Below are 13,468 nucleotides of genomic sequence, written 5' to 3'. Positions count from 1 at the left end.
AAGAGGAGCATTTTATGTCGCAGTATATTTTTACTATGAACCGTGTAAGTAAAGTCGTTGACAACCAACGCTTTATTTTGAAAGACATTTCTTTAAGTTTTTTCCCAGGCGCCAAAATTGGTGTCTTAGGTTTAAATGGTTCGGGTAAGTCCACCTTATTGCGAATTATGGCAGGGGTTGACCAGCAATATGAGGGGGAGGCAAGACCACAGCCTGGCATCAAGATTGGTTATCTTGCGCAAGAACCACAATTGGATTTAGCTAAGACAGTTCGCGAGGTTGTTGAAGAAGGTGTTGCAGAAATCAAGAGCAAACTAGCTCAGTTTGATGAAATTAGCATGCGTTTTGCAGAACCCATGAGCGATGATGAAATGAATGCGCTATTGGCCCAACAGGGAGAGCTTCAGAATGAGATCGAAACCTGTGGTGGTTGGGATCTTGATCGTAAATTAGATATTGCTGCTGATGCACTTCGCTTACCCGATTGGGATGCAAAAATTAATCAACTTTCAGGTGGAGAACGCCGCCGAGTTGCTTTATGTCGCTTATTACTCTCAAGTCCGGATATGTTATTGCTGGATGAACCGACCAACCATTTAGATGCCGAAAGCGTTGCTTGGCTCGAGCGCTACTTGGAGGAGTTTCGTGGTACCGTTGTCGCCATCACTCATGATAGGTATTTTCTTGATAATGCTGCTGAGTGGATTCTAGAACTCGATCGCGGCGAGGGTATCCCTTATAAAGGAAATTACACGTCCTGGCTTGAGCAAAAAGAAGCACGCTTAAGCTTAGAGGACAAACAACAAGCTGCCCATCAACGTGCTATTAAAGCTGAATTAGAATGGGTGCGGACTTCTCCCAAAGGTCGTCATGCCAAGAACAAGGCAAGGCTGGCTCGTTTTGAAGAAATGAGTTCGAAAGAGTTTCAAAAACGCAATGAAACCAATGAACTATACATTCCTCCAGGAGAGCGCTTAGGTGATTTAGTCATTGAGGCCCATCATTTACGTAAAGCTTTTGGGGAGCGTCTGTTAATCGATGACTTAAGTTTCCAGTTGCCTAGAGGCGGAATTCTGGGGATCATTGGTCCCAATGGTGCTGGTAAGTCAACGTTTCTAAAAATGATTACTGGACAAGAAACGCCTGATAGTGGGGACATTCGCATTGGTGAAACTGTCGATCTCGCTTATGTGGACCAAATGCGAGATCATCTCGAGGATAACAAAACAGTCTGGGAAGAAATCTCCAATAATCAGGATATTATACAGGTAGGCTCTTTTCAGATGCCTTCCCGTGCTTATGTTGGACGATTTAACTTCAAAGGAGCCGATCAGCAAAAGAGAATGTCACAGCTTTCAGGTGGCGAGCGCAATCGCGTGCATTTGGCCAAACTTTTGAAACGCGGGGCGAATGTGATATTGCTTGATGAGCCAAGTAATGATCTTGATGTTGAAACGTTAAGAGCACTAGAAGAAGCCATATTGAATTTTCCTGGTTGTGCGATTGTCATTTCCCACGATCGCTGGTTTCTCGATCGAATTTGTACTCATTTAATGGCTTTTGAAGGTGACTCCCAGGTTGTTTTTATTGAAGGTAATTACACCGATTATGAGGCTGATAGAAGGCGAAGATTAGGTGATGAAGCGGATAGACCTTCTCGAATTAAATATCGTCGCTTAAAGGATTAATTTTGCAGAAGATGACAATGTCAACATAAGGATTTAATGATTTAAATAGGATATGCTTTGGGAAGTATTTAGAAATGTTACTGTTAATAACCAATAGAGAGAATGCGTTATCATGAATAAGTTGTTGTGGGTTGGCTTATTATGTCTTGGGCTTACGAGCTGTATGCAGTATTGCGATGAATCGTGCTATATCACTGATGATGTAGGTATGGTCCATCGTACTACCCATTATACACAAGATAAGCGTGGTCGCGAGTATTTCCCGGTAAAAGCCCCAGCAACTGGACGTAAACAATTCATATTTGACCCTAAGGCCTTTGCCTGGGCAGCTTATGATGCAGATGGCAATCGAGTAATGACTGGCAGTGCTTCTGGTGGTAAAGACGTTTGCGATGAAAATCCAAATGAGTCATGCCGTACCGTCACTGGAACCTTCCATGTTTATAACAAAAAAGGAATCGAATGTCGCTCTGGAGAATACCCTGTAGAGACCACAGGTGGGGCAAAAATGCCATACTGCATGTACTTCTTCCAAGGATACACGATTCATGCCGCTTATGACGTACCTTACGCCAATTCCAGCCATGGTTGTGTACGAGTCCTACCCAGTGCTGCTAAATGGTTGAATGAAGAGTTTATCACTGTAGGTACACAGGTAACGGTTCTTCCTTATACGGATGAGGAAAAAGTTTCGTAGGCATTGCTAATGTGTTGCTTTGATGTGTATCCCACAACAAAGTAGTTTAGTTAGTCGCTGTCGCGAAATTAAATTTTACACACTTATCGTCACCCTCCGCGAAAGCGGAGGGTCCAGAAGAGCCTTGCCAATACTGGATCCCCCGCTTTCGCGGAGTGACGTAATTACAAAGCGGAGGTGACGTAATTACAAAGAAAGTGTATTTCAGTCATTTCGCGACAGCGACTAGTTAATTGAAGATTATTTCAGAAAGGGGAGAGGATCTCGAAGTGGTTTAGAGAAATAAAATCCTTGCCCCAAAAGATGAGAATGGTTTTTTAAGATATTGAATTGAACTTGTGTTTCAATACCGGTCACTATGAATAACATATCCAGAGAGCGGATTAATAAATGGATCGCCTTAATCATTTTCGCATCATTTGGAGTTGTTGCGAGATTTTTTATAAAGGATCTATCCAGTTTCACGCCAGTGATGGGTAATTGACGAATTAAATTCAAAGAAGAGTAACCTGCGCCAAAATTATCAATCAAGAGATCACAACCCATAGTCGTTAAAGTGGCTAATTGCTCACCGATATCATTGACATTAAATACCATATCGGATTCGGCCAATTCAAAAATTAGCTCGCGAGGATCAATGTGATATTTGTTTATTAACGATTGAAAAGTTTGTAGCCAATTTCCATGGGCTAACTGATTAATAGACAGATTGATTGACAGTTTAAAAGGGCTTACTTTTATTTCTCGCCACGTTGATAATTGTTGGAATGTTTTTTCTAAAATCCAATTTCCTAAAGGTATAATTAATCCTGTTTTATTCGCAATCTCAATAAGGGTATTGACGGGAGTATGTTGCAGCACAGGATGATCTGAGCGCAATAATACTTCCATACCCAATAGTTGATTGGTTTCAATATGAATAATGGGTTGATAGCAAAGGTAGAAATTTTGCGTTTCTAATGCGTCATACAACGCATTTTCAGTTTCCATTTGTTGATTGGATTGGATCGTTAATTCTTCACTAAAACAGCGAAAGGTATTTCTACCGCTGTTTTTTGCCTTGTAGAGTGCTAAATCGGCATTGGAAAGCATTCTGGAAATGGTTGTGTTGGAATCTCGATAAATAGCAATCCCAATACTGGGTGACGTTTTTATTTTATGCCCATTGATGTTGAGTGGGACCGACAAAGCATCAATTAATTTCTTGGCAATGACCGCGATCTGTTCATGGTGTTCAATATGATCAGCAAGAACAGCGAATTCATCACCACCTAGCCTTGCCAGAATGTCGCTTTCTCGAAGGCATTGTTGAAAGCGTCGAGCCACTTGTTTTAAGAGACTATCGCCTGTTTCATGACCGTAATTATCATTGATCAATTTAAATCGATCGAGATCGATCAATAAGAGGGCAAAAGCGCGGCAATAGCGTTGTGCTCGAGCAAATACTTTTTTAAGATGTGTTTCAAATTGAGCACGATTGGGGATCCCGGTTAAAAAATCATGATAAGCCAAATAATTAATTTCTGACTCTTTTGCTTTTACTTTCCTGATCAACTGTGATTTTTCAACGGCGTTAGCGATAGCACTATAGAGAATCTCTGGCTTTAATTCACCTTTGTTAAGGTAATCGTAGGCGCCGATTTTTAAGGCCTCAATGGCAATCTTTTCATTGCCAGTGCCCGTTAACATAATCACAGGGGTAGAAATAACATCGCCGTCTTTAAGTTTTCTTAAAAAATCAAGTCCTGTCATATCCGGTAATTGATAATCTAATAAAATACAATCAACTTGATTGGTTTTAAGAAAATCAAGGGCAAGCTCCCCTTTCTCCATTGTTTGGATGCTCAGTTGTTGCTGAAACGTTTTTGAAATATAACGCTTATAGGCAACTTGATCTTCAATGTTGTCATCAACAATCAATAAGTGGTTCAGCTTATCCATAATAAGCACCTTACTTTCCTCTAGGTAAGATAACAATTTCAAACCAATAATCTTTTAAACGCCTGATGGCTTCAATAAAACGATTGAGATCGACTGGTTTTTGGATATAGCTGTTGGCACCCATTTGATAACAATAATTAATATCCCGTTCATCTAATGAGGTGGTTAACACGATAATGGGAATAATCTGCAAGTCAGGATCACTTTTAACGGTTTTTAAAACATCTCGGCCGTCTTTTTTGGGTAAATTGAGGTCGAGCAAAATCACATTTGGGCGAGGGGATGTGAGGGGATCAGCATATTTATCCCGACGATAAAGATAATCCAGTGCTTCTATCCCATCCGCGCAGCGATAAAGCTGATTAGCAACTCCTGATTTTTCAAAAGCACGTTTAGTCGCGTAATAATCTTCATTACTATCCTCAATCAGTAAAATCGTGCGGAATTTCTGCTCATCCATGATGATTTCCATTTAATAGTTCTGTAATTGCTACTTCATTGCCTGGTTTTAAGGCTTTAATAATGCTGAAGTAAAATGTAGTCCCTTTATCCACCTGCGAATCTAACCAAATTTTACCTTTATGGCGCTCAATAATTTTTTTAATCAACGTTAAGCCAAGTCCTGTACCCCCACCGTATTCATCACGGCCATGCAAGCGCTTAAAAATTTTAAATATATTGTCAAAATGTTCTGCTGCAATGCCTATGCCGTTGTCCTCAATGGAAAATACGTAGTGATCATTTGCTTCTTTGAAATCAATGGTCACGGTTTTTTCTTCACTGTTATTATATTTTATAGCATTAACAATGAGATTGTGAAAAATTTCGCCAACACGAGCTTTATCACAAACGATCATGGGTAAAGGACGTTTGATAATCACGTTGGCATTATTTTCTTTGAGGTATGAGTCCAATAACTGCAGCTTATTTTCTACAACTTCATTAAGATTACAGGGTTGATACACTAATTCAGCGCGTCCAGCTCTGGAATAAATTAACAGGTCGTTAATCAATGCTTCCATACGCTGACTAAGCCGCTTTAAGGTATTTAATTGTTCTTTTCCTTCTTCATCAAGCTTATCGTAATAATCTTCTAGTAAAAAAGATGAAAAATTATTAATGCCGCGCAAGGGTTCTTTTAAATCGTGTGAGGCGATGTAGGCAAAATCATCCAGTTCTTTATTGGATTGGTTTAAGGCTTCGTTCATTTTTTCAAGTTGCCACGGAGAAGGTATTTTAAATAAAATCGGTAATAGTGGCCAAATTAAAATCGCTGTTAGTAAAGAAACGATGCCGGTAAAGGCTAGAACGAGTGCTTCTAATCCGTACATGGGTTTCCACAGGGTAACAATGCTCATTACATGGGTAAGACCACAGGCAAGAATAAAAAGACCAAATAAGACAAACATCCATTTAAAGCCAATGTCTCTTCGTTTTAAAATGAGGTAAATTAATGCAATAGGAATAATAAAATAGGCTAGCGCAGTCACCGCATTACCAATCACCATCGTCCACAAAATAGCTGGTTTCCACAACAAACACATACCATGGGGCATAAATCCTTGTGTCTGAAAGAAATTATCAATTGCTTCCATGACGCTCATTCCAGTTCTCCTTTGATTAGCTTTTGAATGACTTGACTTAGATAGTCTGCACTGTGAATACCGTAAATTGTTTCTTGAATATCGCCTTTTTTGTTAATTAAAATAAGGGTTGGCCAGCCAATGATTTGATAAGCATTAAATAATTTGGCTTCCTTGTCATAAACAACAGGATAAGAAATACCAATTGATTTAACATAATAGCTTGCATCTAATTGGCCCAGTGGAGAATTCGGATTGGGTGTGTAAATACCGACTATATCAATGGATTTGCCATAATCGTTTTTTACTTTTGATAACGAAGATAATAATTGGATACAGCCTTCACAATCATTGGTTAAGAATTCAAGTAATAGAACCTGATTTGAAAAAGTAATATTCTGAATATTATCCGGATTGTTGAGCCAAATAATAGGTTTTGAAAGTGGGGGAGCTTTTTTAAGGGAATCATTCGAACAACCAATTAAAAAAATCCCTGCATAGGCTAGCCATAAAAAAATCATGAAAAATGATTTCCACTCGTTCTCTTTTGCCAAGACTGTCTCACAAATCCCTGTTTTTAAATGATAACCTTACCCTATAAAGAATCAATTTGACAGCGAGTCATTTATCTTACCATCCCTTACTAGCACAAATTTGTTCATAGGCTTTGCGGATTTTTTGTGTTTTATCGTTGGCAACTTTGATCATTTGTTCCGGGAGCCCCTGGGCAATGAGTTTATCAGGATGATTACGACTAATTAATCGCCGGTAAGCGCGTTTGACCTCTTGCTTGTTTGCGTGACTATCAATTTCTAAAATAGCGTAAGCGTGTGCAAGACTATTGGGGGGTGTTTGATAGTATCGCTGTTGGTTAGAAGAATATCGCGAAGATGATTCTTGAGATTGTGATGTCTCTCTAAAGCCAAAATCCTCATAAAAACGATACTGCTGGCGAACTGGAGCAAATCCCAAGCGTCTGAAGACAATATCTAAGGCTTGTAATTTTGCTTCAGAAAAATTATCCGTTTTAGCGGCACGGTATTGAATGTCCATGAAGAGCTTTAAAAGATCAGGATTGTCCCAACAAGCTTCATCTAATCGCGTGAGCACTGCGGCCAAATCAAAGGTCAGCGTTTTACCCTCATTAAAGAATTTCTTTGCCGCAATTTTTTGCTCACGGTTTAAGCGCATTTCATCCATAAGTGCTTTGGCCACGCGTATTTCTTCTTCTGAAATACGTCCATCAGATTTGGCAATATAGCCCATGATCGAGAACGTTGCTTCAAAAAAAATTTTTTGCACCGCTTCTCTTCTTTCTTGATAGTAATACTGATGGGGGCGGTTAAAATGCTCGATGATACCGCGATCAAAAAAGTTGCCAATGAGAATTCCAAACAAAGCTCCAGCCGGCCCGCCGATAAGATAGCCAAAAAATGCCCCAAGTAGTTTTCCCCACCAGTGATAGTGAGTAAAGAAATCGCGCAGATTCATGCAGTTTGAATATCCGATGTTATAAGGAAAAACTCCATTCTAAGTTTAATTATACGCCTAGAAACTTAACATAGGCTGAAATTAACTTTATCTTAGCAATGATAGCAATAATTATATTATACTTGTCCTTTTTTTAAGCCGGATAAGTGATGCGCCAGATTTATTCTCTTTTGCTGTATTTGCTCACACCCTATTTATTGCTGCGTTTATGGTGGAAAGGAAAACAAGCGCCTGCATATCGACAACGAATTTCGGAGCGCTTCGCCTTGAATGCAAAAAAGCCGGAGCAGTTCGATATATGGGTCCATGCTGTCTCTTTAGGAGAAGTGATTGCAGTAACCCCGCTCATTGATCATTTTCTGGACAAAGGTTACAAGCTGTTGGTCACGACAATGACCCCTACCGGTTCGGGGCGGGTACAGCAGCGCTTTGGTAATAAGGTTACACATCAATATGTACCTTATGATCTACCTTGGGTGGTACGCCGTTTTTATAAAAAAAATCAACCTAAAGTAGCTATCTTTGTGGAAACCGAGCTATGGCCAAATCTAGGGTTTTACGCTCAGCAGGCCAATATTTCCCTATTCATTGTGAATGCCAGGCTCTCAGAGCGTTCTTATCAAGGTTATCGGAAGGCAACATGTCTTTTTAAACCCGTATTGCAACGATTTGATCAGATTCTTGCTCAAAGCGAAGATGATGCTAAGCGATATATAGCGCTTGGTGCTCCAGCAAACAAGGTCTTGGTATTGGGAAATATGAAATTCGACCTGCAAACACAGAATATTAATGGTGAAAAATTTGCCGAATTAAAACAGAAGTGGGGGCAGGACCGCGTTGTTCTGATGGTTGCCAGTACCCATGATAATGAAGAGGAACTGATTTTATCACGATTAAAAGAGCTGCAAACCCATATCGCCAATCTAATTCTCTTGATTGCCCCACGGCATCCAGAGCGTTTTCACAAAATCTATGAATTAAGTGTGCAAATGGGATTTAACACGGGTCTTCGCTCCAATGTTGCAACATTAAACCCTAATAACGATGTGGTGGTACTCGACTGTTTGGGTGAATTATTAGGATTTTACCAGCTGAGTGACTATGCATTCGTGGGTGGTAGTTTTGTTCCTGTGGGGGGACACAATGTTCTTGAGCCCATAGCGATGAACGTTCCGGTTTTTAGTGGTCCTCATGTTCATAATTTTAAAACCATTTGCCGTGATTTGCAGGAAGCTCATGCGATCGAATTGGTTGCAGATGTTGAGGAGTTAATTGACAGGATTCTTATTCTCCACAAGGATGAAACCAGAAGGCAAGCTCTGGTTAGAAATGCTACTCAAGTCCTTGAAGCCAATAAAGGCGCTGTTGCCAAATATGCTGAGAAGGTGGAGTTGATTTTACAAGAGTAAAACCTTTAACTGTGTCATTCCCGCGTGGCATTGTTGCGTGGATAAATTCGGATGTAGAAACATTCGTCTTTGCGAGCGATAGCGAAGCAATCCAGAGCGAAACTTGAACAAAGCTCCGTACTGGATTGCTTCACTTCGTTCGCAATGACGGCAATTTGTTTGTTCTAATTTATCCACGCAACAATGCCACGCGAGGATGACACAGTTCGGTAAAACGCTCTCGTAAAACCCGGAGTTAGTGAAATGTTTTCTTGTCTTCATGTTGTTCTATCTCAGCAGACTCCTTTGGCTTTGTTTCAGAAAACATCGTTTTTACATGCCTGAAAGCCTCGATCGCTGTCTTATCCTTCAGTTTCTCGAGGGCATCTTGACCTAGCGGAGGATGGTCGCCATCTGCTGGGAGAGAAGGAATTTTTTCATGTAAAGATTCTTCTGCGCCAGTAATCTTGGGCAACACCTCTTGACGTACTTTACTTACTTTTTCTTCAAAAGTTCTTTCATACTCTTCTTTCTTGCTTTGTAACTCTTTTTTAGTTTCATGTGCTTCGTCAATGGTTGCAGCCGTATCTGTCTTAAACCAGCTTGATATGTTATCGGCTAACCAGTTAGACAGTTTAACGAACCAATCATCATGCCATTCGATAACTTTATCCAAAGCGGCTTCGTGGCTTTTAGCTTGCAGTAGGAGTTCCTTGTGCTCTTCAGCCTCCTTTAATAATTGTTGATATTCTTGCAAAACGTCTTTCATGACTTCATTGGCTTTCTGTGTTTTTTCTAGATCGTCAATGGTTGCATTAGCTAAGGAATCCTGTAATTTTTTATCATCCTCTGCGTCTATTGCTACAGGTATTGTTTCGTCAGGAGCTAATTTTTTAGTTAAATCCTCTATTGCTCCTTCGACTGTAGCTAATTCTTTACTTAACCTCTCTATCGTTTTTTCGGCTGTATCTAATTCTTTCTTTGAGCTCTCTATTGTTTTTTCAACTGTATCCAATTCTTGGCGCAGTCTGTTTAAATAATTTTGTGCTGAGTCTTTAAGTGTATCTTTACAATCACGGTCCTGAGTCTTAGGTAGCACACGAGAACTTGCAGTTTGTATGAATGTTGGAGTAACGCTCGAGAATGCATTCCCTAGAGAAGTATAGTAAGTAGGGTTTTGTAGTGATGCTATCTTTTCCTCCAAAAGCGCCCCTTCTTTAGTAGGCATTAAAAACAGAAAATCTTTTTTATGCTCATTAAGGAGGTCTGCGAACGTTTTTGTGTTTCCGGATTTGTCATTTTCTTCTACTGCATCTATTAGACCTTGCATGGCCTTCATTTTTCTTTCAATGCCTACTTTTTTACTGCTTTGTTGCTCTAATGTTTCCTCGTTTGCTTTTTTTGCTTTATCTTGAACCAATTTCTTTTCTTGAATCGATACTTTCGCTTCTTTCTTTTCTTGAATCGATGCTTTTGTTTTTTCTTGAATCAATTTAGTAATACGAGTATTTACTTTGTCGATTTCAGCAATGACTTCTCCGACCCCTGCAGCCGATTGTCCCTTGGAATTAAACATATCAGTTAAGTGCTTAGCAATGGTTGTGGAGACTTCAGATGGAGCGCTCTCTTCGGCAACTTTAGGTTGTGTTTCTGACGTTGTTTTATCCTCTACATCTAATGGTAGATCCCCTATATCTTCATCCTCTTTATCCTCTTCTATGTGAGGCACTATTTTTCCAGTCTGCGTTTTAATCCAATTCGCTGACTGTTTGATGATTGAATCAGTTGAATCGCCTTGCTGAATGGTAATTCCGGGAAAAGCTGTTTTAATCTTAGCGAGATTTTCCTCGTTTCTACAATAAGTATCAATTCTTCGTTTGATCTCTGTGGCATTCTCTTCTACGCGATCATTCTCTTTTCGGACACCCGACAAAAGGGCTCCTCTAACAGTAACGCCAGTGGTACTCGAATCAATCTTTTTATAACGAAGAAGGTGGTTGTAGTAGAGAACAGCAAACAAAAATTGCTCTGGGTCATTTACGTTGGGTAAGCCCTCATCCTTTTTACTTTTGCTATTGGAATAAGATTTGCCTAAATCTTTTGCAGCATTATCAATGTTAGATCCAAGAGTTTCTGCCGCTGTTTTATGCCACTGACCCGCCTCAAATTCTATTTGAATCCCATCAGTAGCCATTTTGCGAGCAGCATCAACCCATGGTTTAGTTTCCAATTTTTCTAGATCGTTCTTAAGATCTGTCCACCAGTCTGTTAACGTATAAGCCATTTGAGTAACCTGATAACTACAATACTTATGATAATTAATTGTATCATCTGAATATTACGCAAACATTAAGCATTTAAAATGGCTAAGTGGCACGAATTGCCTCAAATTATCTGTTGCCGAAGGATGACGTAAATAAGTCCATAAATTGCTTCGTTGCCTCAATATGGCTGTTGCCGAGCGAGAGGAACAGAAATGGGGCAAGTGAATATGGATTTGTATCTAAAAATACAGCGTATCCGCTATCAACGAGGCAATAGAGCGTTAAAAAAACGCATTCTGGATGAATTTTGCGAGACGCATCATTATCATCGCAAAGCAGCAGCTCGTTTATTAAGACAGTTACCCATTTCTGATAAAAGTCCGAAGAAAGTTGGAAAAAAGAAGACCTATGACCCATCCATATTGCTGGAGCCTTTAAAAAAGATATGGCTTGGCACGGATCAGATGTGTGGTAAACGATTAAAGAGAGCTCTTCCCTTATGGTTACCTCATTATCAAAATCATTATGAGCCTTTAGCGGCGGAGATATCCTCTCAACTGCTAACCATGAGCGCTGCTACAATTGATCGCTTACTCAAGCCTGTTAAAACTCGCTATGGAAAAGGCTTAAGTGGAACAAAGCCTGGAAGTATTCTCAGGAATCAAATTCCAGTCAATACGAATCAGTGGAATACTAACGAAGTGGGTTTTATGGAGGCCGACAGCGTTGCGCATTGTGGAGCATCACTAGCCGGTGATTTTGTTTGGTCTATTACGCTGACGGATATTTTAGTGGCTGGACAGAAATGCGGGCCACTTGGAATAAAGGAGCTCATGGTGTCTTGGGGGGTATTCAAGACATAGAAAAAAATTTACCTTTTGAAATCAAAGGGTTTGATTGTGATAACGGCTCAGAGTTTCTCAATTGGCATCTCATTCATTATTTTACTGAGCGGGACCCACAAAAAGCGGTTCAATTTACTCGCTCTCGTCCTTATAAAAAAGACGATAATGCACATGTTGAACAAAAGAACTGGACTCATGTGCGTCAACTGTTTGGTTATCATCGTTTTGGTAATCCAAAGCTCGTTGAGCTTATGAATGACTTATATTCTAACGAAGTCTCCTTGTTATTTAATTTTTTCTATCCTTGCATTAAGCTCATTGACAAAGTACGAATTCAATCCCGTGTAATCAAAAAATATGATCAACCCCAAACGCCCTATCAGCGACTGATGACGTCGAATGGTCTTACTCTCGCTCAGAAAACAAAATTACAAGAGACCTTTAATACACTCGACCCGTTTGACTTGCAAAAAAAGATTCAAAAAAAGCTAAAATTAATATTTAGATTAGTGAATATTCAACATGTAAAACAAAGAAAGGCTCTTTAATGAAAGTCTTATTCAATATTGTAAAAAGACAGGAACATAAAGCCTGTGGATATGATGGACGAGTCCTTCGGACCAGCCTGTGCCCTATGGGACGTGTGGACAAAACCATGAATAACAAAAAGACGTTATTCACAGTTATTGCCCACACTCACAGGCTTCTCGCCCACACACCCACCAGGCTCAATAGCAATTATTTTTTAATCGCAACAAAACCTCTCAAAAGCAACACCTATTCTGAGGCAACGACTCAGTATATTTTTTGTCCTTCGGCAACAGGTTCTATTGAGGCAACAGGGCAGAAAACAATCAAGAAATTGAAAATGGAGGTTTTTTAGACAGTAAGAGGTAGCCTGGTTGACGCTTTAGCGGCAACCGGGGAATGTCGAGGATTACTGTAATTTCTCCTTTATGATCCCGGATGTTCGCTAAAGCGACCATCCAGGCTACATAGGTGTATATGTATTAGAGAATATGTGGAATATAGAAAAAGATTATCCAGCGCAGGGCTTGATTTGTAACTTGCAAATTTACCCGCCTTGATTTTGACGTTCTTTGATTTCAGACAAAGTCTTACAATCTATACACAACGTAGCTGTAGGACGTGCTTCCAAGCGTCGTAATCCGATTTCAATGCCACAGGCTTCGCAATAACCAAAGTCTTCATCGCGTAGTCTTTCCAAGGCATCTTCGATCTTTTTAATGAGTTTTCTTTCCCGATCACGCGTTCTTAATTCAAGGCTAAATTCTTCTTCTTGGCTGGCGCGATCAGAGGGATCCGGGAAATTTGCCGCCTCATCTTTCATATGAATGACAGTTTTATCCACTTCTTCCATCAGTGATTGGCGCCAAGCAAGCAATATTTTCTCGATATGAGCGAGTTGTTTCTCGTTCATGTATTCTTCGCCAGCGGTTTCCTGATAGGGAGCTATTCCCATGCTGCTTACGGCGTCATTTTTCACGTTTCGTTTTCTCTCTTTGGGTGAATCGATTATTGGTTCTGGCATCTAAGCCTCCTGCTATTGC

General features: G+C 40.0%; 13 protein-coding genes. 6 read left to right on the top strand and 7 right to left on the bottom strand.

Going from position 1 to position 13,468, the window contains the following annotated elements:
• Positions 1 to 14 precede the first annotated feature (14 nt).
• Positions 15 to 1,688, top strand: a complete 1,674-nt coding sequence (gene ettA, locus CKV79_RS10040) for an energy-dependent translational throttle protein EttA (RefSeq protein ID WP_028373437.1) — start codon at positions 15 to 17, stop codon at positions 1,686 to 1,688.
• Positions 1,689 to 1,800: 112 nt separating this feature from the next.
• Complete coding sequence (locus CKV79_RS10035; RefSeq protein WP_028373438.1) at positions 1,801 to 2,385, top strand: L,D-transpeptidase; 585 nt, start codon at positions 1,801 to 1,803, stop codon at positions 2,383 to 2,385.
• Between the two features lie 240 nt (positions 2,386 to 2,625).
• Here CKV79_RS10035 and CKV79_RS10030 read toward each other — a convergent pair whose 3' ends face one another.
• The 5 genes from CKV79_RS10030 to djlA all read right to left on the bottom strand — a co-directional run bounded on the left by CKV79_RS10030 (position 2,626) and on the right by djlA (position 7,400).
• Entirely contained in the window at positions 2,626 to 4,326 is a 1,701-nt protein-coding gene (locus CKV79_RS10030; RefSeq protein WP_028373439.1) for a two-component system response regulator, read from the bottom strand.
• Between the two features lie 10 nt (positions 4,327 to 4,336).
• Positions 4,337 to 4,786, bottom strand: coding sequence for a response regulator (locus CKV79_RS10025; protein ID WP_028373440.1), 450 nt, complete (start codon positions 4,784 to 4,786; stop codon positions 4,337 to 4,339).
• The gene (locus CKV79_RS10020) at positions 4,779 to 5,930 is read right to left on the bottom strand and encodes an ATP-binding protein (protein ID WP_028373441.1); all 1,152 of its coding nucleotides are present in this window, start codon (positions 5,928 to 5,930) and stop codon (positions 4,779 to 4,781) included. The genes CKV79_RS10025 and CKV79_RS10020 overlap by 8 nt, the downstream gene beginning before the upstream one ends.
• A complete protein-coding gene (locus CKV79_RS10015; protein WP_131796079.1) occupies positions 5,927 to 6,463 on the bottom strand; it encodes a TlpA family protein disulfide reductase in 537 nt (178 codons plus the stop codon). Before CKV79_RS10015 ends, CKV79_RS10020 begins: the two co-directional genes overlap by 4 nt.
• A 76-nt stretch (positions 6,464 to 6,539) precedes the next feature.
• Positions 6,540 to 7,400: a co-chaperone DjlA gene (gene djlA, locus CKV79_RS10010; protein WP_028373443.1), complete on the bottom strand. Its 861-nt coding sequence runs from the start codon at positions 7,398 to 7,400 to the stop codon at positions 6,540 to 6,542.
• 149 nt (positions 7,401 to 7,549) lie between these two features.
• On the opposite strand from djlA, the gene waaA reads away from it, so the two are divergent.
• Positions 7,550 to 8,809 (top strand): lipid IV(A) 3-deoxy-D-manno-octulosonic acid transferase, encoded by a 1,260-nt coding sequence (gene waaA, locus CKV79_RS10005; protein WP_028373444.1) that lies wholly within the window; start codon positions 7,550 to 7,552, stop codon positions 8,807 to 8,809.
• Positions 8,810 to 9,044: 235 nt separating this feature from the next.
• Here the strand turns inward: waaA and CKV79_RS10000 are convergent, their stop codons facing one another.
• Entirely contained in the window at positions 9,045 to 11,072 is a 2,028-nt protein-coding gene (locus tag CKV79_RS10000) for a hypothetical protein (protein WP_028373445.1), read from the bottom strand.
• Positions 11,073 to 11,264: 192 nt separating this feature from the next.
• Here CKV79_RS10000 and CKV79_RS13925 point away from each other — a divergent pair, with 192 nt between their 5' ends.
• Genes CKV79_RS13925 through CKV79_RS09990 form a run of 3 tightly spaced genes read left to right on the top strand, consistent with a single transcriptional unit; the run spans position 11,265 to position 12,780 of the window.
• Positions 11,265 to 11,915: a hypothetical protein gene (locus tag CKV79_RS13925; RefSeq protein ID WP_197697227.1), complete on the top strand. Its 651-nt coding sequence runs from the start codon at positions 11,265 to 11,267 to the stop codon at positions 11,913 to 11,915.
• A complete protein-coding gene (locus CKV79_RS13920; RefSeq protein ID WP_095141825.1) occupies positions 11,858 to 12,445 on the top strand; it encodes a hypothetical protein in 588 nt (195 codons plus the stop codon). Before CKV79_RS13925 ends, CKV79_RS13920 begins: the two co-directional genes overlap by 58 nt.
• Positions 12,445 to 12,780: a hypothetical protein gene (locus CKV79_RS09990; RefSeq protein ID WP_095141786.1), complete on the top strand. Its 336-nt coding sequence runs from the start codon at positions 12,445 to 12,447 to the stop codon at positions 12,778 to 12,780. Before CKV79_RS13920 ends, CKV79_RS09990 begins: the two co-directional genes overlap by 1 nt.
• 192 nt (positions 12,781 to 12,972) lie before the next feature.
• Here CKV79_RS09990 and dksA read toward each other — a convergent pair whose 3' ends face one another.
• A complete protein-coding gene (gene dksA, locus CKV79_RS09985; RefSeq protein WP_028372655.1) occupies positions 12,973 to 13,449 on the bottom strand; it encodes an RNA polymerase-binding protein DksA in 477 nt (158 codons plus the stop codon).
• Positions 13,450 to 13,468 lie beyond the last annotated feature (19 nt).

The organism is Legionella lansingensis (assembly GCF_900187355.1).
GTDB classification, from domain to species: Bacteria; Pseudomonadota; Gammaproteobacteria; order Legionellales; family Legionellaceae; genus Tatlockia; species Tatlockia lansingensis.
The sequence above is the reverse complement of the archived record's forward strand: the minus strand, read 5'-3'. Positions and strand labels throughout refer to the sequence as shown.

Coding starts and splice junctions, on each gene's coding strand:
- ettA (WP_028373437.1), top strand. CDS start 15: ATGTCGCAGTATATTTTTACTATGAACCGTGTAAGTAAAGTCGTTGAC.
- CKV79_RS10035 (WP_028373438.1), top strand. CDS start 1,801: ATGAATAAGTTGTTGTGGGTTGGCTTATTATGTCTTGGGCTTACGAGC.
- CKV79_RS10030 (WP_028373439.1), bottom strand. CDS start 4,326: ATGGATAAGCTGAACCACTTATTGATTGTTGATGACAACATTGAAGAT.
- CKV79_RS10025 (WP_028373440.1), bottom strand. CDS start 4,786: ATGGATGAGCAGAAATTCCGCACGATTTTACTGATTGAGGATAGTAAT.
- CKV79_RS10020 (WP_028373441.1), bottom strand. CDS start 5,930: ATGAGCGTCATGGAAGCAATTGATAATTTCTTTCAGACACAAGGATTT.
- djlA (WP_028373443.1), bottom strand. CDS start 7,400: ATGAATCTGCGCGATTTCTTTACTCACTATCACTGGTGGGGAAAACTA.
- waaA (WP_028373444.1), top strand. CDS start 7,550: ATGCGCCAGATTTATTCTCTTTTGCTGTATTTGCTCACACCCTATTTA.
- CKV79_RS10000 (WP_028373445.1), bottom strand. CDS start 11,072: ATGGCTTATACGTTAACAGACTGGTGGACAGATCTTAAGAACGATCTA.
- CKV79_RS13925 (WP_197697227.1), top strand. CDS start 11,265: ATGGGGCAAGTGAATATGGATTTGTATCTAAAAATACAGCGTATCCGC.
- CKV79_RS13920 (WP_095141825.1), top strand. CDS start 11,858: ATGCGGGCCACTTGGAATAAAGGAGCTCATGGTGTCTTGGGGGGTATT.
- CKV79_RS09990 (WP_095141786.1), top strand. CDS start 12,445: ATGAAAGTCTTATTCAATATTGTAAAAAGACAGGAACATAAAGCCTGT.
- dksA (WP_028372655.1), bottom strand. CDS start 13,449: ATGCCAGAACCAATAATCGATTCACCCAAAGAGAGAAAACGAAACGTG.